A 22,822-nucleotide genomic window follows, 5' to 3' on the forward strand; every position below is an offset into this window, starting at 1 on the left:
GTGGATTGCGCAAAATGGCAAATTCTATGGGTAAACTTGCGGGCTACCCACCTTGTCACTCCTTTTTTGCGCACCGCGTTTTTGAATCTGCCATGTTCCATATCGCTGTTATCTGTCTGGTCATCACTGCATTGATGGCGTACGTGAACGTGCGCTTCATTCGCTTGCCCACCACCATTGGCGTGATGGCGGTGGCGATGCTGTTTTCGCTGGGGCTGATCGGGCTGAATGCGCTGGGTGTGCCGGGGCCGCATGCGTTTGAAGAATCGCTGTTGCGCCAGATTGATTTTTCCAGCGTGTTGGTGGGCGGCATGTTGTCGATGCTGCTGTTTGCCGGTGCGCTGCATGTGGATTTGCGCCAGTTGCGCGCGGCTGGCTGGCAGGTGGGTTTGCTGGCGGTGGTGGGCACTACGGTGTCGACGGCGCTGGTGGGGCTGGCACTGTGGTGGGCGCTGCCCTGGGTGGGGCTGAAGCTGCCGCTGATTTACTGTCTGCTGTTCGGCGCGCTGATTTCGCCCACCGACCCGATTGCGGTGCTGGCGATTTTGCGCTCGGCCGGCGCACCGGCGCGGCTGCGCATGCTGATTTCGGGCGAATCGCTGTTCAACGACGGGGTGGGCGTGGTGTATTTCGCGCTGCTGCTGGGCATGGCCACCAGCGACCATGTGCCCACCTCCGGCGAAGTGCTGGGGCTGCTGGCGCAGGAAGCCGGTGGCGGCGTGCTGCTGGGCGGGGCGCTGGGCTGGCTGGCGTTTGTGCTGCTGCGCAGCATCGACAACTACCAGACCGAAGTGCTGTTGACGCTGGCGCTGGTGCTGGGCGGTTACGAGCTGGCCCAGGCGCTGCACATCTCTGGCCCGCTGGCGATGGTGGTGGCGGGGCTGATCGTGGGCAACCATGGGCGCGAGATGGCCATGTCGCAGCAGACGCGGCAGCAGTTGGATGGGTTTTGGGAGCTTTTGGACGAGATATTGAACGCCGTGCTGTTCGTGCTGCTGGGGCTGGAAGTGGTGCTGGTGCCGTTTGAGGGCAGCTTGGTGGGCGCTTCGCTGTTGGTGCTGGCGCTGGTGCTGACGGCGCGCGCGCTGGCTGTGGGTGGGCCAGCGGCGTTGTGGCCGAACTGGTTTGGTTTGCCTGCACAAGGCTGGAAAGTGCTGACCTGGGGCGGGCTGCGCGGCGGCATTTCGGTGGCGCTGGCACTGGCGCTGCCTGCGGGGCCGGAGCGGGATGTGATTTTGATGCTGACCTACGTGGTGGTGGTATTTTCGATTCTGGTGCAGGGCTTGAGCATCAAGCCTTTGATCACGCGCATGGCGATGGCTGAAGCGCCGTCGCCGTCACCAAAAGAATCCTCAGGCCATTGAGCCTAGATCCAGCAGTTGACCGTTTGAGTTCTTCTTGAAAGCGGCATGAATACACAACTTTCTGTCCTTTCCCACGCTCAGCTTGGAGGTCAAGGCGCTACGCACCCATTGGTACCCACTGGCACTGCGCTCGCCGCGCCATGCGGCGTAGCTCGTCCTTGCGGGCAGCAAGCCCGCAGCGTCCTCGCGTCTTGCCTGGCACGCCGATCACAGCACCATCGGATGCGTCCAACTGCCGGATCTAGGTTGAAAAGCGCCAGTGATGCGGCGTGGCCTGAAAGGGTTGTGACCTCAGGGGGCTGTCGTCATGCGGTCGACCACGTCGCCCACGCCGGGCACGCTGCGCGTCGCCGACAGTGCCAGCGCGCGCTGGTCGGCGTGGGCCAGTTGGCCGCTGAGCACGATCAGCCCGCCTTCAAACCCTTCAACCCCCAGTTGCGCTCCAGCCAGGGCGCTTTGCCCCATCAGCGTGCCACGCACGCGCTCGGCCAGTTGCTGTGAGCCGGTGTTGGTGCTGGCCCCGATGCGGGCGCTGATGTTTTCCACGCTGGGCAGGTTGAGGTTGACCTGTGGCAGGTTTTGCGGCGTGGCCCCCCAGGGCGTGCCGCCGCTGCATGCGGCAAGGGTTGTCAGGGCCAGTGCGCAGAGGACCAGCCCACGAATGGCCGGCGTGCGGGGTGCGGACGGTGGTGTAAGGCGTTGGTAGCGCATGAGTGTTCCTGTTTTTTGCGGGCTTGCCATCACAAGTGCAGCCCATGAGGGCGCATCATGGTCAGGCTGCCTGAGGGGCTTTAGCGGAAGGCGCTGGCACTGGGTAGTGTGCCTTTGGTTAAACCGTGTTGCACCTCGTATTTGAATTCGCCGACCAAAAAGTTTTCGTCCCGGAAGCTGCATGACCTGTACTTACGTCTTTACGTTTCTTGTATCGGCCTGAATCGTATGCGCGCAGCAGTCTTAGCGTCTGTTTGTATGCACTGGCGTGACACTTGCAATAGTGGCATAGGCCACCGCCTGCGGCAACACCACACTGCCACTGTCAGATCGGCCAGCCTGTGATAGTAAGTTAACGTGCTCGATGGTGCTCGGTCACGTGTGTCTCTTGCTCTTGGCGTGCCAAACTCATCGGCCCATCATCTTTGGGCAGTCCTTCGCGCGATGTTGCCTCTGGCGTGTTTGCCGCTATCCGAGCATCCACAGAGCCTTCCTTGATCGTGTGGCCGTTGGTCTGGGCGAAGCCGATCTGACCATTTTTTACCGTGAGTAGATCAATGCCGGTCATCCCGTGGTCGCTCGCCTGTTGTGCCACGGCGGCCGCTGTGTTGTTCATGCCCTGATCCCAAAACAAGCCGTAGCGGTCGGCCAGTTGATGAACGTGGTATTTAGCATCGCGCAAAAGAGCCTGTGCTTGCGAAGATAGAACCGCCTCCGACAAGGTGGGTGAATCCTGCGCGCTCCCTGCGCCAGACAGCGAACTGGATGAGCGATCTTCGGTTGGCGGCGGCGTAGCAGGTGCTCCGATGCTGGTGCGGCCCTGCTGCTCCAGCCGGTGGATGCTTTCGCCCAGCACGCGGGGGGTTTCCACGGCACCTGCCGTGTAAGGCTCATCGGCGTTGATCCGCTGTCCGGTCACCGCCTCCAGCGTTTCACTGGCCCACGAGGAGCAGTTGGCGGCGTAGCCCCAGGTGACGTTTTCTTTCAGCTTCGCTTCCAGCGTAGCGGCCTGTTCCGGGGTGAGTTTGTAGTAACGGCTGGCAACAGACGGCATGTCGTCTTCCAGACCTTGGCGAACATCACTTCCTGTGCCGTTGTTCCACCCTCGGCGAACAACTCGCGGGTGATCGTCCGGCCAGAGCCCGTAGTTGGTGGTCTTGCCATCCCGGGTCACCGACAGCCAGCCATGACCATCAGTGAAACTTGTCTCACGAGGTTTGCCGGTCGCAGGATCGATCTGCCCAGGGCGAACGTTGCTGTGAATCCCCAAGATCACATCAGACATACCGCACCTCAGTTCGACATTGGCAGCTCTTCCACCACAGGGCCTGCACCATCGACCATCACACGCTCCCCGGCGTACGGAATCACCACCTCATACCAGAAGCCCTTGCTGGGGGCCTCGTTGCCGGTAGAGGGCGCCATCACACGGCATTTGAGGGTGACAAGGCAGTTCGGCAGACTGACACGCAGAGTCTCTCCGTCGCTCGTAAAGTTCGCGCCCGGGTAATTGAGCGCGCTAGACATCAACGGCTGATAAGAAATGAGGACATGCCCCGCGTCCTTGCGGGTCATCTTCATGTTCCACGCCTTCACGAGCGTGACTTTTTCCGCGCTCTGGTCCATATCTGCCCCCATACAAGCCGTGCTGAATACCGCCATTCCCACCGATAGGGCCAGTGCCCCACCAACCAATGCTTTGTTGGGTCGCTGCCTTTGTCTGTTTGCCTTCATCTTTGCCTCGCCTGAGTAGCTTTCACTCTTGTCAGATGCAGCGGCAGTCTATCTATCGCTGCACAATCATCAACAATCATATACAGCTCATCGATCAAGCCCGTATCAGAACCGAGGACTCTGGTTGTTCATGCCCTGATCCCAAAGCAAGCCGTAGCGTTCGGTCAGTTGACGAGCGTAGTATTTTGACGGCTTATGCCGACAGCTCCAGATCCTGAAGCTGCTCGGCTTCACGCGCAGCGCGCAGAGCATCGACCACGTCCTGCAAATCGCCTTCCATAGTTTGCGTCAGCTTGTACAGGGTGAGGTTGATGCGGTGGTCGGTCAATCGTCCCTGCGGGAAGTTGTAGGTGCGGATGCGGTCTGAGCGGTCACCCGAGCCAATCAGGCCCTTGCGTGTGGCGGCTTCTTTGGCGGCGCGCTCGTTGCGCTCTTTGTCTTGCAGGCGCGCTTGCAGCACGCGCAGCGCTTGCGCCTTGTTGGCGTGTTGGCTGCGGCCGTCCTGGCATTCGGCCACGATGCCGGTGGGCAGGTGCACCACGCGCACGGCGGAATCGGTTTTGTTGATGTGCTGGCCGCCCGCGCCGCTGGCGCGAAAGGTGTCGATACGCAAATCAGCCGGGTTGAGGGTGATGGCCTCGGCCTCGTCTGGCTCGGGCATCACGGCCACGGTGGCTGCGCTGGTGTGGATGCGCCCCTGTGTTTCGGTGACGGGCACGCGCTGCACGCGGTGGCCGCCGGATTCAAAACGCAGCGCGCCATAGACGTTCTGGCCTTCCAGGCGCAGCACCAGTTCTTTGTAGCCACCCAGCTCGGCGGGCGATTCGCTCATGACCTCCACGCGCCAGCCCTGGCCCTGCGCGTAGCGCGTGTACATGCGCGCCAGATCGCCCGCGAACAGGGCCGATTCGTCGCCCCCCGTTCCGGCGCGGATTTCCATGAACGCATTGCGGGTGTCGTCCGGGTCTTTGGGCAGCAGCATGCGTTGCAGCTCGGCGTCCAGCGCGGCCAGCTCGGCCTGGGCGGCGGTGATTTCTTCTTGCGCCATCTCGGCCATGTCGGGGTCGGCCAGCAGCTCTTGCGCGGTGGCCAGATCGGCCTCGCGCTGCTGGTAGCGCGCCCAGCGGCTGGCGGCGGCGCTGACCTCAGTGTGTTCGCGCGAGAGTTTCAGAAACTGGCCCATGTCGGCCATGATGTCCGGGCGCGAGAGCAGAAAGTCCAACTCTTGCAGGCGCTCGGCATGGCGGGCAAGTTGGTGGCGGATGAATGGCTTCATGGTTTGAGCGGGGGATTTTGCCGCAGTGCGCCAAGGCTGGCGCTGGGCAGGTGCGGCGCAAGTGGTTTGCAGACCTTTTGCCTATCAGGGTTTTCGGCATTTTTGACCTTGGTCATCGTAAGGGCAGGGCCATCGCGCGTACAAACCGCGTTGATGACCGATTCTTCAGCACCTCCCAAACTATCCGCCCGATCCATTCCGGTGCGCCCCGTGGCACCCCTTCCGCCTGATGGGGGTGGGCGGCCCGCACCGCCTGCGGCCAGCCGCTGGCGCTGGGCCACGGTGCGGGTGGCACCGCACCGGCTGGGTTTTTTGCTGGCCATGGTGCTGCTGGTGGCGGCCAGCGGCTGGTGGGTACTGGTGCAATGGGGCAGGATATGGGGGGTGCCTGGGTTGAACGAGACGGGCTTTCGCGTGCCTGCCACACTGACGCATGCGGTGGTGATGGTGATGGGCTTTATGCCGCTGTTTTTTGCCGGGTTTTTGTTCACCGCCGGGCCGCGTTGGCTGAATGTGGAGCCTTGGCCGGTGTCGCGGCTGCAAGTGCCTTTGCTGTTGCAGGCCGCAGGCTGGCTGTTGTGGCTGTTGGGTGGCTCGGGCCTGCCCGTGTGGATGGCGGTGCTGGGCCTGACGCTGGCGCTGGCCGGGCTGGTGGCGATGTACTTGCTGTTCTGGCAACTAATTTGGCGCAGCACAGCGGCCGACCGGGTGCACGCCATGGCCGTGGGCGTGGGTGGTTTGGTGGGCATCGTGTGTCTGGCGGGGGTGTTGATGACGACCCTGCTGGGTTATTACGCCGACCTGGCGCTGGTGCTGGCGCGCACCGCACTGTGGGGCTGGGTGGTGGTGACGTTTGCCGCCGTGGCGCACCGGATGCTGCCGTTTTTTACCTCCAGCGCGCTGCCCATGATCGAGATTTGGCGGCCCTTTTGGGTGCTGTGGTTGATGCTGGGCATTGCCGCCTTTGAGGTGCTGGCCGTGTGGGTGGACTGGGCTGCGCCTTCGCTCCACGCATGGCCTGCGTGGACGGTGCTGGTGATTGTGGTGGAGGCGGTGGCCGGGGGGGTGCTGCTGTGGCTGGCGGTGGTGTGGGGGCTGGTGCAAAGCGTCAAGATCCGCCTGCTGGGCATGTTGCACCTGGGTTTCATGTGGCTGGGGCTGGCGCTGGTGTGGAGCGCGCTGTCGCAGGGGCTGTGGCTGGGCACGGGCCAGGCCATACTGGGCCTGGGCGCACTGCATGCGCTGACCATGGGTTTTTTGGGGTCGATGATGGTGGCCATGGTCACGCGCGTGTGTTGCGGGCACAGCGGACGGGCGCTGGTGGCCGACGATTTGGTGTGGGTCTTGTTTTTGGCGCTGCAAGTGACGGTGGTGGTGCGCTTGGCGGCGGCGGTGTCGGGCGCGCCCGTGTGGTTGACGCTGCTGGCGGCCGCGCTGTGGGCGGTGGTGATGCTGCTGTGGTCGCTGCGCTATGGCAACTGGCTGGGCAGGCCGCGCTTTGATGGCAAGCCGGGATGAGGCAAGTCTGACGGAACGCTTTAAGCTATCTGGATGTCGCACACCGTTGCCGCGCACACCATTTCTGAGCTGGCTGAGCTGGTCAGCCAGATCATCCACACCCGCCAGACCGTGTTGCCCCGCCGTCTGGGCGATCCCGGCCCAAGCGGCGAACAACTGGCCGCTATCGTGGGTGCGGCGGCGGCGGCACCTGATCACCAACAGTTGCTGCCCTGGCGTTTTGTGCAGGTGCCTGCCTCAGCGCGCGCGGCGCTGGGCCAGGCGTTTGCCCTGGCTTTGCAGCAGCGCGATGCCGCCGCCACGCCTGAGCAACTGGCGCAGGCGCGCGAAAAGGCAGCGCGTGCACCACTGCTGCTGCTGGCGGTGGTGCGTTTGCATGATGACAAGGCGGATGCAGAGGCTATTTACAGCGCTGACGTTCCCCCGCACGAGCGCATTGTTTCGGCAGGCTGCGCGATTCAAAACGTGCTGTTGATGGCGCACGCCATGGGCTTTGGTGCGGCGCTGACCAGCGGCAAAGCCCTGCAATCTGAGCCACTGCGCACGCTGTTTGGTTTGAGCGCGAACGAGCAGGCGCTGGCCTTTATCAGCATGGGCACGGTGGTGCGTACCAAGCCGCCGCGCGTGCGTCCTGAAACCGCTCAGTTTTTAACTGTTTTAGGCTATTGACGCATGTTGGTATTGCGTCAAAAGCTATCAAAACAAAAGCATTTGATGAGCTGGAGATTCAAGCCGACAGCGCTTGCATCTGCTGGTACAAATCGGCCTTGCCTTCAAAGCCGATGCCGGGCAAGTCGGGCAGGGTGACGTGGCCGTTTTCCACCTTCACGCCGTCTGGGAAGCCGCCAAAGGGTTGAAACAGATCGGGGTAGCTTTCGTTGCCACCCAGGCCCAGTCCGGCGGCGATGTTCAGCGACATCTGGTGCCCGCCGTGCGGGATGCAGCGGCTGGGCGACCAGCCGTGTTCGCGCAGCATGTCCAGCGTGCGCAGGTATTCCACCAGGCCGTAAGACAGTGCGCAGTCGAACTGCAACCAGTCGCGGTCAGGGCGCAGGCCGCCGTAGCGGATCAGGTTGCGGGCGTCTTGCATCGAAAACAGGTCTTCTCCCGTGGCCATGGGGTTGGGGTAGTACTGGCGCAGCGTGGCTTGCAGCTCAAAATCAAGCGGATCGCCAGGCTCTTCGTACCAGAACAGGTCGTACTGGCGCAGTGCCTTGGCGTACTGGATGGCGGTTTCCAGATCGAAGCGGCCATTGGCGTCCACGCACAGCTTCTGGCCGCCTTGCAGCACCTGCATGATGGCGTCGATGCGGCGCAGGTCTTCGTCTAATGAGGCCCCGCCGATTTTCTTTTTGACCACCGTGTAGCCGCGGTCAATGTAGCTGCGCATTTCGTCTTGCAGCTTTTTGTAGTCCTGGCCGGGGTAGTAGTAGCCGCCTGCGGCGTAGACAAAGATTTGGCGGTTGGGCTGACCATTGCCATAGCGCTCGGCCAGCAACTGGAACAGCGGTTTGCCTTCGATCTTGGCCACCGCATCCCACACCGCCATGTCGATGGTGCCGATGGCGACTGATCGTTCGCCATGTCCCCCCGGCTTTTCATTGGTGAACATGGTGGCCCAGATCTTGTGCGGGTCGAGATTGTGGCCGCTGGCGTCGATCAGCTTGTCTGGGGCTGTCTCCATGATGCGTGGGATAAAGCGCTCGCGCATCATCTGGCCCTGACCATAACGGCCATTGGAGTTAAAACCATAGCCCACCACCGGCTTGCCGTCTTGAATGACATCGGTGATGACGGCCACTAGGCTCAGGTTCATTTTGCTAAAGTCGATGTAGGCATTGCGGATGGACGAGCTGATAGGGATGGTTCGCTCGCGGATTTCAACGATCTTCATGGGGCGGCCTGTAAAAAAAGTGAATGACGGTGTGCATCATCGACCGCCACGCGCCATCTGGCCAATGCTGCTTTTGCCTGCATCCATGCATGGCACGAACCGCCCATGAACTTCGTTTGGTTTGAAGACTTTCTGGCGCTGGCTGGCAGCGGCAGTTTTTCGCGCGCGGCCGAGCAACGGCACAGCTCGCAACCGGCGTTCAGCCGCCGCATCCGGGCGCTGGAAGACTGGCTGGGTACGCCGCTGATTGACCGCAGCGCCCAGCCCGTGCAGTTGACCGAAGCGGGCGTGTGGTTTCGCGGTGTGGCGCAAGATCTGGTGCAGCGCACCCAGCGCCTGCCCAGTCAAGCCCAGCAAGTGGCCGAGGCCAACACCGGCAGGCTGCGCATGGCGGCCACGCACGCACTGTCGTTTGCCTTCTGGCCGCGCTGGCTGCGCAGCCTGGAGGGTGTCATGGCATCTGTATCTGCATCAGGTTCGGCGCTGGGGCCGGTGGAGCTGATCTCGGACGTGCTGGCGCGTTGCGAAACCTTGATGGCCGAGGGGCGGGTGGATTTTGTTTTAAGCCATGCCCATGCCACCGCACCTACCAGCCTGGATGCCGATGCGGCGCTGTCTGTGCAGGTCGGTGTGGATGCGTTGGTGCCGGTGTCGGCCCCGGCGCGCGATGGAGCGCCCCAGTACCGGCTGGACACGACGGGCACGCCGTCGCCGTTGTTGGGCTATTCCGACGTGTCGGGCCTGGGCCGCATCCTGCGGGCTGTACTGGGCCAGCGGCTGCAAGCGCTGGATGCAAGCAGCGTCTTTACGGCGCATCTGGCGTCGGTGCTGCGCAGCATGGCGCTGGACGGGCGGGGCGTGGCCTGGCTGCCACGCAGCTTGCTGGATGAAGATCTGGCTGACCAACGCTTGGTGTTGGCCACGGACGACACCCGCTGGCAGGTACCACTGACCATCAGGCTGTACCGCCCTCCCGTGCTGGCCAATCGCACGGTGCAGGCGTTTTGGCAGGCCGCGCAGGCACGGGTGTTGAGCTGATCTGTTCATGGGGCTTGGCGCGTGCAACGCTGTCGGTGGCGATAAGGCTTGGTGCCCCCAGCGCTCTTGACCGACACGCAGTTTCGCGCTGGCAGGTCTTTTTTAGCTGAGCTTTCTTTGCCTGTGTGCGCTGGCGATGCACTTTACGCGCACGTTGGCGATCTCAAACCCCGCTGGGTGGGCTGGTGCGCTGGATCGCTAGATCGCTGCTGTTGTGCATGCCATGTCCCATGTCGACACCTGCCGAACCATGTGTTGAGCACTCATGTCCGGATGGGCAGCAGGTCGGCCGTCAATCAAGCCAGGCACATATCAAATGCCATAAAAAATCCAAAAATTAAATATTTAATTCAAATAAATTGAAATCATATGTAAATTGAATAAGTAATCGAAACAGTTGTTGATTTAGATCAAAGTCCATGTACATTCCAATTAATATCCAAATTAGATGTGATTAAATTTATTTCTGTAGTAAATTGTTTTTAATGCTTAAACTTATTCTGTCTTCTGTGAGGTCGACATGGATTGCTCTGCGTTCAGAAATATTAAATTATTTGGAATATATGGATTGGTGTTGATTTCCGCAACATCAAATGTTTATGCGCAGGCGGTGTATTCTGATTCCAGTGTTGGATCTGTGAAGCCCATTCAAGCTGAATTGGAATCGGCCATGCGCACCATTCGGGAGCTGCAAGAGCGTGTGAATGCGTTGGAGCAGCAGCAGAAAAAAGTGGTGGAGCAGCAAGCGGCCGCCACGGTTAACGCGCCACAACCGGTTGCGCCATTGTCTCCGGCAGAAACGGCCACTTTCATCCCTGCGTCCACCTTGAAAGACAACGAGACTGCGGCCTTGCGGGTGGACAACGCCACGATTGATCCTGAACTTAAAGGCTTCTTCCGAATTCCAGGCACAGACACCATCATGAAGTTTGGCGGCTACGCCAAGCTGGATTTGATTTACGACACCAAACCCATCGGCACCTACGATTACTTTATTACATCGGCCCTGCCTACTTCTGGTGCCAATCGTCGGCGCGGTACGCAGTTTACGGTGCATGCCAAACAAACGCGCATTAATCTGGATATCCGGCGTCAGACTGATGTGGGTAAGGCTCGGATGTTCATTGAAGGCGATTTTTTTGGTGATGCAAGCTGGGGCTATGACTCAGGTGGTTATGAAATGCGGCTGCGCCATGCCTATGGACAGCTTGGAAATATAGCGGCAGGCTATGGATTCAGCGCTTTTATGGACAACGATGCGCTGCCCGATACGTTGGACTTTGAAGGTCCGGGTGCTGCACCGTATTTGCTTACAGCAGGTGCACGTTATACTTGGAAGATCAACAAGAACTACAGCTTTGGACTGGCGGCTGAGCGACCCAATTCAGAGATCACCACCAGTGACAGCGGCTATGGCCGCAGCACGATGCCCGATTTGGTGGCCATTGGCCGCTATGAAACTGACGCGGGCCACTTGCAAGCCTCAGGGCTGCTGCGCCGATTGGCTTACCGTGATGATGACGGGCACGACGACGCCTGGGGTTACGGCCTCAACGTGGCAGGCACTTACACCACCTTTGGCAGCGACTACCTGGCCGGTGGTGCGGTGTGGGGCAAGGGCATTTCGCGCTATGTGTCTGATTTGTCGGGCAACAGTTGGGATGCAGTGGCCAAACCCAACGGGCAGTTGGATGCATTGACCTCTTACGGTGGCTACCTGGCGTACACCCATTACTGGACACCCAAGCTGCGATCCACCGGGGTTGCAGGCTATCTGGGCATGGACCGCTCGAGTGCCATGGCGGGCACCTCGTTCAAGAACAGCCAGTACTACTCCGCCAACCTGATCTGGAACCCCTGGGGTTCGCTCAACGTGGGGGCTGAATTGCTGTACGGCCGCCTGAAGACCATGGATGGCCGCTCGGCCAACGACACGCGCATTCAGTTCAGCTTGCAGTACGACTTCGTGCGCTGAAAACCTGCTGTCACCGTCTGATTTCACCAGACCAATGGGGGTCTGGGATGCCCTCCACCTAAACAAGGAGAAGCCATGCTGGAAAACAAGTTCATTCCTATTCGGATGCGCGTGCTTATCGTTGACGACGAGCTGGCGGCCGAGACCGCCGAAGGCCGGTCTGCACGGTCTTTGGTGCGCGATATCGAGGCGCACAACATGGAGGTCATTCAAGCCTTTTCTGCCGACGACGGCATGGCGGTGTTTATGTCAGATGCGGCCATTCATGCCGTCATGCTGGATTGGACTTTGGGCGATGACGACGCCCAAACGCATGAAAAGGCCCTCACCCTGCTGCGCTACATCCGTGGCCGCAATGATCGGATTCCCGTTTTCCTGATGGCCGAGCGCGGCGAGGCTACTGCGCTGCCGATCGACGTGATGCAGATGACGGACGAATACGTCTGGACGCTGGAAGACACCGGAGCCTTTGTCAGTGGGCGCGTGGAAGCTGCTGCGCGGCGCTACGTCGAACAAGTGCTGCCGCCCATGGCCAAGGCGCTGGGACAGTTTGCGCGCACGCACGAATATTCATGGCACACGCCGGGGCATACCGGCGGCACGGCGTTTTTGAAGTCGCCAGTTGGTCGCCTGTTTTACGACTACTTTGGCGAAAACCTGCTGCGTTCAGACCTGTCCATCAGCGTGGGCGAGCTGGGTTCCTTGTTGGATCACAGCGGGCCGATTGGCGAATCAGAGAAATACACTGCCCGCGTTTTTGGGGCCAGCCGCACTTACAGCGTGACCAACGGCACTTCGACGTCCAACCGGGTCGTCATGATGGCCGCCGTCACCCAGGGCCAGATTGCGTTGTGCGACCGCAACTGCCACAAGTCGATCGAGCACGGCCTGCTGCTGACCGACGCTATTCCCCAGTACCTGGTGCCGCTACGCAATCGTTTGGGCATCATTGGTCCGATTCACCCAGATCACTTCAAGCCCAAGGCCATCAAGGACGGCATTGCGGCCAATCCGCTGGTCAAAGACAAGTCCAGCCACAAGCCGGTGTACGGCGTCATTACCAACTCAACCTACGACGGCCTTTGTTACAACGCCAAGGAGGTGGAGGCGTTGCTTGATCCCACGCTGGATCGCCTGCATTGGGATGAAGCCTGGTACGGCTATGCGCGCTTCAACCCGATTTACAAAGATCGGCATGCCATGCGCGGCGACCCCAAAGACCACCAGGGGCCTACCATCTTTGCCACGCACTCGACGCACAAGCTGCTGGCGGCGCTGTCACAGGCTTCGTTTTTGCATGTGCGCGACGGGCGCCAGGCAATTGCGCATGAACGCTTCAACGAGTCGTTCATGATGCACGCCTCGACTTCTCCGCTGTACACCATTCTTGCGTCGAATGACGTCACATCGGCCATGATGGACGGACGCGGCGGTCAAACCCTGACCAATGAGTCGATTGAGGAAGCGGTGGCGTTCCGGCAAACCATTGGCCGAGCGCAAGCCAAGCTGGCCAAACAGGGCAATTGGTTCTTTAAAACCTGGAATGCCGAACTGGTGACGGTGCCGGGCAGCAAGCGGCGGGTGCCTTTTCACGAGGCACCGCCGGAGTTTTTGGCCACCGACGCCAGCGCCTGGGTGATGCACCCCGGAGATTCATGGCACGGCTTCGACACGCTGCCTGACGACTACTGCATGCTCGACCCGATCAAAGTGTCGGTGCTTACGCCGGGGATGAACGATGACGGCACGCTGGCCCAAACCGGCATTCCCGCCACGCTGCTCACCGCCTACCTCGATCAGCAAGGCATCCAGGTTGAAAAAACCACTGACTTCACCATTCTGTTTTTGTTCTCTATTGGCATTACCAAAGGCAAATGGGGCACGCTGGTCAACGCGTTGCTGGATTTCAAGCGCGATTACGACGCCGATGCGCCTTTGGCGCAGGTGCTGCCGCAGTTGGTGGCAGGCCATCCAGCGCACTACGCCAAGCTGGGCTTGCGGGGGCTGGCCGATCAGATGTTCGAGCAACTCAAGACCAGCCATCAGACGCAGGCGATGTCCAAGGCGTTTTCCACCTTGCCAACCCCTGTGATGACCCCGGCTGCGGCCTATCGCCAACTGGTGCTGGGCCAAGTGGAAAGCCTGCCGCTGGATCAACTGGCTGGTCGTGTGCTGGCCACCAGCGTGGTGCCTTATCCGCCCGGCATTCCCATGCTGATGCCGGGCGAGCAGGCCGGAGCGGAGAACGGGCCATATCTCACCTATCTGCGTGCGCTGCGTGACTGGGATCAACGTTTTCCGGGGTTCAGCCACGACACCCACGGCATTGAAGTTCGCGACGGTCAGCAGTTTGTTCAGTGCTTGCGCCACTCCTAAAGCGCGCAAGCCACCAATCACTGGAGGTCAAACACCATGGCAAATGAAAGCGCCGTGACATTTGAGGGTCTATTCAAAATTGTCGTTATCGCAGACCCTGCCAACACACAGGTGATCGAAATTGTCGAGGCCATCCGTGCACACGGCTATGTGGTCGAACTGACCTGTGCCGTCGATCGTGACGTTGCTGAAGACGCGGACGTAGGTGCCTACGTGGTGGCGATTGATGGGCCACAGGCTGCCACGGCCACCCGGCTGGCGCAGGCCGTGCGTGCGGCCGGTTTCGATACCCCGTTGTGGGCTATGGCCGATAACACCCCCATTGCAGATATGTCGGTGACCGAAGTCACTGGTGAGGTGGCCGGATTTCTCTACCTTGGCCAGCAATCGCCTGACTATTACGCCAAACAGGTGGTAAGCAGTTTGATTGGCTATGGGCGTTCATTGCTGCCCCCGTTTTTTGGCGGCCTGGTCGAATACGACGCCGAAGCCAATATTGCATTCGACTGCCCAGGGCATCAGGGCGGCCAGTTCTATCGCCATTCGCCCGCCGGGCAATTGTTTTTCAAGCATCTGGGCGAATCCATCTTTCGCAACGACCTGTGCAACGCCGACGTTCGCTTGGGTGATTTGCTGATTCACGAAGGGGCCGCCGCCGAGGCGCAAAAGCACGCGGCCAAGGTATTCGGTGCCGACAGCACTTATTTCGTGCTCAACGGCACCAGCACCTCCAACAAGATCGTCACCAACGCCTTGCTGCGCCCTGGTGATCTGGTGCTGTTCGACCGCAACAACCACAAGTCGGTGATGCAAGGCGCCCTGATCCAGTCCGGGGCGATACCGGTCTTCTTACCTACCGCGCGCAACGCCTTTGGCATGATTGGAGCCGTCGACTGGAGCGCCTGGGAAGAATCGCACCTGCGTGCAGCCATCAAGGCATCGCCCCAGTTGAAAGACAAGTCACGCGCTCAGGTGCCACGGCCTTTTCGTCTGGCCTGCATCCAGTTGGCCACTTACGACGGCACGATTTACAACGTGCGCAAGGTGCTGGAAAAAATTGGCCACCTTTGCGATTACGTGCTGTGGGACGAAGCCTGGATTGGCTACAACGCTTTTCACCCCCTGTTCCATGACCACAGCCCGATGCGGGTCGGTTCATTGGGGCCGGACAGCCCTGGGCTTTTCTCAACCCAGTCGGTGCACAAACAGGGCGCAGGGTTTTCTCAAGCCTCGCAGATTCACAAGCGCGATGAGCACATAGCCGGTCAACCGCGCTACGTTGAGCACAAGCGTTTCAACGAATCGTTTTTGCAACTGGTTTCGACCTCGCCGTTCTATCCGCTGTTCGCCTCGATCGATGTCAACGCCAAGGTGCATGCGGGGCGCGGCGGCGAAATGTTGTGGGATCGTTGCATTGAGCTGGGTATCGAGGCGCGCAAAAAACTGCGCGAATTTGGCCGCCATTACCGCAGCACCGGGCGCACGCCTGACGAGCAGTGGTTCTTCGATCCTTTCGTTCCGGATGTGGTGCAGGTGCCCGCTGTTGCGGGCGCGTCGGCACACCCCGTGCCGTGGGAAGACCTGCCCACAGAAACCCTCAAGCGCGAGCAGTCGTGCTGGGCGTTCGAGCCTGGGGCGCGCTGGCATGGCTATGCCGGTTATGCCGACGGCTACGCCATGGTCGACCCCAACAAGCTCATGCTCATCACCCCGGGTATTGACCGCGCTACCGGTGAATACCTTGACTTTGGCGTACCTGCCACGGTACTGGCGAATTTTCTGCGCGAGGAGCGAATCGTGCCTGAAAAGTGCGACCTCAACAGCATTCTCTTCTTGATGACGCCCGCTGAAGACGCCAGCAAGCTCAATACGCTGCTGGCCAAGCTGGTGAAGTTCAAAGACATGTGGGATCGTGACGCGCCATTGGCCGAAGTGCTGCCTACGCTGTACGCTACGCACAGCAAACGCTATCACGGCTATTCGCTGCGACAGGTGTGCAACGAGATGCATGGGTTCTACAAGCGGGCCAATATCAAGGAGCTACAGCGCCTGTGCTTTCGTGCCGAGAGCTTCCCTGAGCTGGCCATGAGTCCTCAACAGGCTTATCAAAAGCTGGTTGGCAATGAAGTCGACTACGTCCCGCTGGATGCGGCGCAAGGTCGCATCAGCGCTACGCTGGCGCTGATTTATCCGCCCGGTATCGGCGTCGTGCTACCAGGTGAACGCTGGGACGAGCGCGCCCGCCCGATGTACCAATATTTCTGCGCTTTCCAGGAGTCGTTTGATCGTTTCCTAGGCTTCAATTACGAAGTCCAGGGTGTGTACCAGGAAGTGGTGGACGGTCGAATCGTCTTTCATACCTACGTCGTGCGCGAATGACGATATGCCCATCGCCCGTTTCATCAAGAGAAGGCCCCTATGCTTAATCCCAACACCCAGTTTTACCGCTCTCGCGTCTTGATCGTGGACGACAGCTTTGCAGAACCGACCACAGCGCGTGGTCGGTCGGTTCAGTTGTTGGCCAAGACACTGGAAAACCACAACATTGATGTGGTGTGTGCGCTGTCCTACGACGACGCTTCTGCCGTTCTCAGTGTGGACGCATCTTTGCGCGCACTGTTGCTGGACTGGAATCTGGGCACCGACGGCGAGGCTTCGCACACTGAAGCCATTCGGCTGTTGCACAAGATGGGAGAGCGCCACCCGAACGCCCCGGTGTTTCTGCTGGCCGATCGTGAAAGCGTCAAACGCAGCATCACGCTGGAAGCGGCCGAGATGGTGGACGAGTTCGTATGGCAACTGGAAGACACGGCTGACTTCATCGCGGGCCGCGTGCTGGCGGCCATTCGACGCTATGAGGCGCAACTGCTGCCTTCTTATGCCCAGGCGTTGGCCAAATATGCAGCGCTGCGCGAACACTCCTGGTCGGCCCCAGGCCACCAAGGGGGCGTGGCGTTCACCAAATTGCCTGTCGGGCGCGTGTTCTTTGATTTCATGGGCGAAAACATCTTTCGCACCGACATGGGTATCGAGCGCGGTGCACTGGGGTCGTTGCTCGATCACACCGGCCCGGTGGCGACGTCGGAAAAATATGCGGCGCGTGTGTTTGGGGCGCACCGCAGTTATTCGGGCATTGTCGGGTCTTCGGGCAGCAACCGCAGCATCATGCAGGCTTGCATGAAAACCGACGATGTGATCGTGGTTGACCGCAACTGCCACAAGTCGATCGAGCAGGGCATGATGCTGACTGGTGCGCGCCCTGTGTATCTTGTGCCCACGCGCAATCGCTACGGCATCATCGGGCCGATCGCACCCGCCGAGATGGAACCTGCCAGCGTGCGCGCCAAGATCGCTGCCAGTCCGCTGACCAAGGATCTGAGCAGCCAGAAACCGGTCTATGCGGTGGTGACCAACAGCACCTACGACGGTCTGTGCTACGAATCTGGTCGGGTTGAGTCTTTGCTGGCCCAGTCGCTGGATCGCGTTCACATGGACGAAGCCTGGTACGGCTACGCCCGCTTCAACCCCATGTACGAAGGCCATTGCGCCATGCGCGGTGATCCGGCTGAACACACAGGCCCCACGGTGTTTGCCACGCATTCCACGCACAAGATGTTGGCGGCGCTGTCGCAGGCTTCGTACATCCACGTGCGTGATGGCAAAAATCCGATTGATCACCACCGCTTCAATCAAGCCTACATGATGCATACAAGCACTTCGCCGCTGTACGCCATCGTGGCATCCAACGACATCACCTCGGCCATGATGGATGGCTCTGGCGGCTTGTCGCTGACGCAGGAAGTGATCGACGAAGCAGTGGATTTCCGTCAGGCCGTGGCACGCCTGGAGCGCGAATTCACGCAGCGCGGCGAATGGTTTTTCAAGCCCTGGAACGTCGACACCGTGTGCGATGCCAAGTCCGGCAAAGAATGGACTTTCGCCGATGCGCCCACCGAGTTATTGACCCGGTCGCAAGCACCGTGGATTTTGCGCCCTGGACAGCTGTGGCATGGCTTTGACACCATCGCCGACAACTGGTGCATGCTCGATCCGATCAAGGTCAGCATTCTGGCACCAGGCATGGGGGCTGACGGCCAGCTTGAAAAAACCGGTGTACCGGCCGCATTGGTCAACGCCTGGTTCAATCGCTTTGGCGTGGTGCCAACCCGGGTGACTGATTTTCAGGTGATGTTTCTGTTCACGATGGGCGTCACCAAGGGCAAGTGGGCCACTTTGTTGACCAATTTGCTGGCCTTCAAACGCGCCTACGACGCCAACCAGCCCATCGCTGAGGCACTGCCGGAAATTGCCGCGCAGTATCCCGATCGGTATGAGGCGCTGGGCATGCGCGATTTGGGCAATGAGCTGTTTGAGTACCTGCGCAAGAACCGCCCTAACGAGGTGCTCAACGCCGCGTACGAAGCGCTGCCAACTCCAATGACGACGCCACGCGCCGCTTACGAACGCTTGGTCGCTGGCGAAGTTGAACTGGTGCCTTCCAGTGCCCTGGCGGGCCGCGTGGCCGCCAATGCTGTGATGCCTTACCCGCCGGGGATTCCGATGTTGATGTCGGGCGAGAGCTTTGGTGACAGCAAGTCGCCGCAGATCCGCTACCTCAAGAGCATGGAAGAACGTGAACGCCAGTTTCCTGGCTTTGCCGGGGTGATCGAGGGTGCTGAGTTGATCGACGGCGCTTATCACGTGTTGTGCATCAAGCCCTGACGCCATTTCAGCCAACGCCGCGCCCGCCCGCAGGAGAAAAACCATGAGCACACCCAGCACCCCAAAGAAGATGAGTTTGATGCAGTTGACGATCCTCGTCGCTGTCAACATGATGGGTTCCGGCATCATCATGCTGCCCACCAACATGGCCCAGGTTGGGGCGATTTCGCTACTGTCCTGGGGAGTCACCGCCGTTGGATCCATGGCGATTGCCTACGGCTTTGCCCAGTGCGGCCTGTTCAACCATCGCCCTGGCGGCATGGCCGCCTACGCTGAAGACGCTTACGGCAAACCGGGCTACTTTCTGGTGTTTTTGCTGTACTTTTTTTCGCTGGCCATCGGCAACGTGGCCATCGCCATTTCGGCGGTGGGCTATTTTGCGGCTTTTGTGCCGGCTGCTGCGGCCACGCCGATCGCCACCGCCATTTCGGTGATTGTTCTGATCTGGCTGACCACGCTGGCCAATTTTGGAGGGCCGTCGGTCACCGGCAAGATCGGCACCTTCACAGTTTGGGGAGTGATCATTCCGGTGGCCGGTTTGTCATTGATTGGATGGTTCTGGTTCAGCGCCGACACCTTCAGCCAAGCCTGGAACCCCAAGGGTCTGAGCATTGGCGATGGTCTGGGATCGTCTATTGCGCTCACGCTATGGGCATTTCTGGGCATGGAATCAGCAGCCCAAAACTCTGATGCGGTTGAAAATCCCAAGAAAAACGTGCCTTTGGCCTGCATGTTCGGCACCCTGGGGGCGGCGGTGGTTTACGTGGCCTCGACCACCGTGATCCAGGGCATTGTCCCTAATGCCGAGCTGGCCAAGTCCACTGGCCCATTCGGCCTAGCTTATGCACACATGTTTAACCCTACCGTGGGTTCGATCATCATGGTGTGCGCCATCGTGTCGTGCCTGGGATCGCTCCTGGGCTGGCAGTTCACCATCTCGCAGACGGCCAAGGCCGCCGCCGATGATCGTCTGTTTCCCAAAGTGTTCAGCAAAATCAACGGTATGGGCGCGCCCGTGGCGGGCATGGTCATCATGGGCGTCGTGCAGTCGCTGATGGCACTGTCCACCATCTCACCCACCTTGTCTGAGCAATTCAATGCCCTGGTCAATCTGGCCGTGGTGACCAACGTGGTGCCTTACGTGATTGCGCTGTCTTCGCTGTTCTTGATGATGCGTGTGGGCAAAGCCGAAGAGGGAGCTTTCAAGCGCAATACCGTCATCGTCACCGTGGCCATGCTGTATTCGGTGTATGCCATCTATGCATCAGGTAAAGATGCGGTGCTGGGCGGCATGATCGTGCTGGCGCTGACCTACATGATTTACGGCTATCTGGCTCCGCGTTTTCCGTCCTTGGCACCCAAGCCCAAGGCTACGGGCAAGAACGGTGGTGCAGCCAGCATCGGCAGCGCCGCCGCTTCAAGCCTGGCGTCGATCAGCATCGTTATGGTGGCTGCTGCGCTGGTGATGGTGGCTTGGCCATCCGGTCATGCACATGCCGACACGCTGGACAACATCCGCAACACTGGCCGTATCAAGTTTGGCTACAGCGCGGATTCACGCCCGTTCACCTTCAAGGACGAATCAGGCAAGCCTGCCGGATTTGGCATTGATTTGTGCGCGCGCGTGGCTGATGAAACCCGCGCAGCACTGAGTAACCCCAATCTGGCGGTAGAGTACGTTGAGGTTCCGCGTGACGAGCAACTGCCTGCCCTGTCCAGCGGCAAGATTGATGTGCTGTGTGATTTGACGGTGCCCACGCTGGCCACGCGCCAACAGGTGTCATATTCCATCCCGGCCTTTGCCAGTGGCACGGCAGCGCTTTTGCGCCGCAACGCACCCCAACGGCTGAAGGATTTGCTGATGGGGCGAGAGCCGCAAAGCACGCCCGTCTGGCGTTCCAACGCCGACCAGCTTTTACAGCGCACCGTGGTGACGGCGGTGCCCGGCACCCGCGCGGATGAAGTGGTCAAAAACACCATCTCGAAGCTGCATCTGGTCGTCAAGCTGGTGCCTTCACGAGATTACGCAGCGGGCGTGGATCGCGTGCTGACTGGTGCAGCGGGTGTTTTCGTCGGTGATCGTGCCATCCTGATGGACGCCGTGCGCCGGGCCACCGTGGGTGACGATCTGGAAGTGCTGGATCGTTACTACACCCACGAAACCATGGCGCTGGGCCTACCGCGTGACGCCGAGCGTATGCGTCTGGTGGTCGATACAGCGCTGTCACGTTTTTACCGCGCCCCTGAATTTGCCTCTTCGTTTGGGCAGTGGTTCGGTGCCCCGACCGAGGCCATCCTGACGCAGTTCAAGATCATCGCATTGCCTGAATAAAGCGTCTGCACTGGGTGCATTTTGAGCGCAGTGGTGTACGCCGTGCGCTTGATGGATGTGCAGATGGTCGCAGAAGTTGGCACAGAGCTTGCACAATCAGCACCCCGGCCCGCGCGCGGCGCAGGCGGTTTTTTGAAAGCAAACCATGACCAGCCCTTCTTTTACCTTGTCTGCACGCAGCGCTTTGGTGCTTTTCTCAGGCGGGCAGGATTCCACCACCTGCCTGGCCTGGGCGCTGGCCCGTTATGAGCGGGTAGAGACTGTGGGCTTTGACTACGGCCAGCGCCACCGGGTGGAGCTGGCGCAGCGCAGCGTGGTGCTGCGCGCGCTGCGGGCGCGCTTTGCCGCCTGGCGCGAGCGGCTGGGCGAAGACCACCTGCTGGACGCCAGCGTGGTCGGTCAGATCAGCGAATGTGCGCTCACGCGCGACATGGTCTTCGAGATGGCCGAAGGCGGCTTGCCCAACACCTTTGTGCCGGGGCGCAACCTGCTGTTCATGACGCTGGCCGGGGCGCTGGCTTACCGGCGCGGGCTGCAAGTCATTGTCACTGGCGTGTGCGAAACCGACTATTCCGGCTACCCCGACTGCCGCGACGACACCATGAAAGCCATGCAACTGGCGCTGTCGCTGGGCATGGACAGGCGCTTCGTGGTCGAAACCCCGCTGATGTGGATTGACAAGGCAGCAACCTGGCAAATGGCACATGGCTTGGGACAGCAAAGCGGCTCTGATCAAGGTGGCGATGTGCTGGTCGAGCTGATTGTCGAACACACCCATACCTGTTACGAAGGGGATCGCCAGCATCGCCACGCCTGGGGCTATGGCTGTGGTCGCTGCCCGGCGTGCGCGCTGCGCTCGGCGGGTTGGGAGCGCTGGCGTACCGGCACCAGCGTGCGGAAAACGTCCTGATGCAACACGTTGATTCTGGATACCCAAGTGCCTCGCTCGGGTTAATGCGCGGTGCTTGTTGAATGCATCTTTTTAATCAAGAATGGATCGCTCCAAAAGATGGTGCACGGGTTGATGCCGAGGGGGCAGCCTACTGAATCTAGCGCTGATCAGGCGGAATGCGTGAGTGGCTGGGCCAGTCCATCAAAATTTTGCTTGTTGAAAGGTCCGGCAGAAATATGCAACACGGGAGTGTCGGCCATGTTTTTTCAACCTTGTTTTCTATTTTCTTATATCGCTGCGCCGATCACTGAGTCTGCGCCCCCACGCGTGCGCCTGGTCAGATGCATGACGATGGCGGTGTGCGTGGCCGCGCTGATCGTGGAAGCTGCGCCAGCCTGGACGCAACCGGCCACCCCTGAGACACTGGCCCCGGCCACCTCAGATGCAGGGCACTGGGGCGAGCACTGGGACTTCAGCTTTCGCTACGGCCATGCCAAAGAGGCCAGCGTCAAAAAGTACAGCCTGATCGCAGCCTACAACCGCCCACAGCCGCTATGGCAGGGGGCAAGCTGGAGCATCCGCCTGCGCCACGAGATCGAGGCAGGGGGGTGGCACGTGCCCTATGCCAAAGATATCGCCGAGGCGGGCTATACCCCCATGTTTCGCCTGCAACGGCCTATAGGAGGCATGCTGGGCGGCACCGTGTTTTTTGTTGAAGCCGGTATTGGCATGCGCCTGTTGTCGCACGTGCACGTCAGCCCAAGCCATACCATGAGCACGGCCTTTCAGTTCAGCGACGAGATCGGCACCGGTCTGCAATTCGGCCGCGAAGGCCGCGCCACGCTGGGGGTGCGCTATCAGCACATCAGCAACGCCAACATCAAAAAACCGAATCCGGGCATGGATTTTTTTACGGTGTATTTTGGCTACCGGTTTTGAAAGGCGGCCGCATTCGTTTAGAGCGTGTTCAAAGTTTCAGCGTGAGGGGTG

At 60.2% G+C, this 22,822-nt stretch carries 16 protein-coding genes; 11 read left to right on the plus strand and 5 right to left on the minus strand.

Annotated elements, in window-relative coordinates; all coding sequences use genetic code 11:
- Nucleotides 1-92 precede the first annotated feature (92 nt).
- A complete protein-coding gene (locus tag ACK5NW_RS05325; protein WP_416925799.1) occupies nucleotides 93-1,364 on the plus strand; it encodes a cation:proton antiporter in 1,272 nt (423 codons plus the stop codon).
- 291 nt (nucleotides 1,365-1,655) lie between these two features.
- On the opposite strand, the gene ACK5NW_RS05330 is transcribed toward ACK5NW_RS05325, so the two are convergent.
- From ACK5NW_RS05330 to prfA, 4 genes are all read right to left on the minus strand, one after another.
- Nucleotides 1,656-2,075: a BON domain-containing protein gene (locus tag ACK5NW_RS05330; RefSeq protein WP_416925801.1), complete on the minus strand. Its 420-nt coding sequence runs from the start codon at nucleotides 2,073-2,075 to the stop codon at nucleotides 1,656-1,658.
- Between the two features lie 352 nt (nucleotides 2,076-2,427).
- Complete coding sequence (locus ACK5NW_RS05335) at nucleotides 2,428-3,360, minus strand: hypothetical protein (RefSeq protein WP_416925803.1); 933 nt, start codon at nucleotides 3,358-3,360, stop codon at nucleotides 2,428-2,430.
- Between the two features lie 8 nt (nucleotides 3,361-3,368).
- Nucleotides 3,369-3,701, minus strand: coding sequence for a hypothetical protein (locus tag ACK5NW_RS05340; protein WP_416925805.1), 333 nt, complete (start codon nucleotides 3,699-3,701; stop codon nucleotides 3,369-3,371).
- Nucleotides 3,702-4,002: 301 nt separating this feature from the next.
- A complete protein-coding gene (prfA, locus tag ACK5NW_RS05345) occupies nucleotides 4,003-5,085 on the minus strand; it encodes a peptide chain release factor 1 (protein ID WP_416925807.1) in 1,083 nt (360 codons plus the stop codon).
- A gap of 153 nt (nucleotides 5,086-5,238) precedes the next feature.
- Between prfA and ACK5NW_RS05350 the strand changes: the two genes are divergently transcribed.
- Both ACK5NW_RS05350 and ACK5NW_RS05355 read left to right on the plus strand, forming a co-directional pair.
- On the plus strand, nucleotides 5,239-6,603 hold the full coding sequence (locus ACK5NW_RS05350; protein ID WP_416925809.1) for an NnrS family protein: 1,365 nt from the start codon (nucleotides 5,239-5,241) through the stop codon (nucleotides 6,601-6,603).
- Between the two features lie 33 nt (nucleotides 6,604-6,636).
- Entirely contained in the window at nucleotides 6,637-7,272 is a 636-nt protein-coding gene (locus ACK5NW_RS05355) for a nitroreductase family protein (RefSeq protein ID WP_416925811.1), read from the plus strand.
- A gap of 58 nt (nucleotides 7,273-7,330) precedes the next feature.
- Here the strand turns inward: ACK5NW_RS05355 and ACK5NW_RS05360 are convergent, their stop codons facing one another.
- The gene (locus tag ACK5NW_RS05360) at nucleotides 7,331-8,497 is read right to left on the minus strand and encodes a mandelate racemase/muconate lactonizing enzyme family protein (RefSeq protein WP_416925813.1); all 1,167 of its coding nucleotides are present in this window, start codon (nucleotides 8,495-8,497) and stop codon (nucleotides 7,331-7,333) included.
- Between the two features lie 105 nt (nucleotides 8,498-8,602).
- Here ACK5NW_RS05360 and ACK5NW_RS05365 point away from each other — a divergent pair, with 105 nt between their 5' ends.
- The 8 genes from ACK5NW_RS05365 (at nucleotide 8,603) to ACK5NW_RS05400 (ending at nucleotide 22,771) form a co-directional block, all read left to right on the plus strand.
- On the plus strand, nucleotides 8,603-9,535 hold the full coding sequence (locus ACK5NW_RS05365) for a LysR family transcriptional regulator (RefSeq protein WP_416925815.1): 933 nt from the start codon (nucleotides 8,603-8,605) through the stop codon (nucleotides 9,533-9,535).
- A gap of 670 nt (nucleotides 9,536-10,205) precedes the next feature.
- Nucleotides 10,206-11,510, plus strand: coding sequence for a DcaP family trimeric outer membrane transporter (locus tag ACK5NW_RS05370; protein ID WP_416925817.1), 1,305 nt, complete (start codon nucleotides 10,206-10,208; stop codon nucleotides 11,508-11,510).
- A 75-nt stretch (nucleotides 11,511-11,585) separates the two neighbouring features.
- Entirely contained in the window at nucleotides 11,586-13,886 is a 2,301-nt protein-coding gene (locus tag ACK5NW_RS05375) for an Orn/Lys/Arg decarboxylase N-terminal domain-containing protein (RefSeq protein WP_416925819.1), read from the plus strand.
- A 36-nt stretch (nucleotides 13,887-13,922) separates the two neighbouring features.
- Nucleotides 13,923-16,265 carry an ornithine decarboxylase gene (gene speC / locus ACK5NW_RS05380; protein WP_416925821.1) on the plus strand — a complete coding sequence of 781 codons (2,343 nt, stop codon included), beginning with the start codon at nucleotides 13,923-13,925 and terminating at the stop codon, nucleotides 16,263-16,265.
- A 39-nt stretch (nucleotides 16,266-16,304) separates the two neighbouring features.
- Nucleotides 16,305-18,608, plus strand: coding sequence for an arginine decarboxylase (gene adiA, locus ACK5NW_RS05385; RefSeq protein ID WP_416925823.1), 2,304 nt, complete (start codon nucleotides 16,305-16,307; stop codon nucleotides 18,606-18,608).
- Between the two features lie 43 nt (nucleotides 18,609-18,651).
- On the plus strand, nucleotides 18,652-20,940 hold the full coding sequence (gene potE / locus ACK5NW_RS05390; protein ID WP_416925825.1) for a putrescine-ornithine antiporter: 2,289 nt from the start codon (nucleotides 18,652-18,654) through the stop codon (nucleotides 20,938-20,940).
- A 145-nt stretch (nucleotides 20,941-21,085) separates the two neighbouring features.
- Nucleotides 21,086-21,850 carry a 7-cyano-7-deazaguanine synthase QueC gene (gene queC, locus ACK5NW_RS05395; RefSeq protein ID WP_416925827.1) on the plus strand — a complete coding sequence of 255 codons (765 nt, stop codon included), beginning with the start codon at nucleotides 21,086-21,088 and terminating at the stop codon, nucleotides 21,848-21,850.
- 240 nt (nucleotides 21,851-22,090) lie between these two features.
- Complete coding sequence (locus ACK5NW_RS05400; protein ID WP_416925829.1) at nucleotides 22,091-22,771, plus strand: acyloxyacyl hydrolase; 681 nt, start codon at nucleotides 22,091-22,093, stop codon at nucleotides 22,769-22,771.
- The last annotated feature ends 51 nt before the right edge of the window (nucleotides 22,772-22,822 follow it).

Origin of the sequence: Ottowia sp. (assembly GCF_047975795.1) — a bacterium.
GTDB lineage: Bacteria > Pseudomonadota > Gammaproteobacteria > Burkholderiales > Burkholderiaceae_C > Ottowia.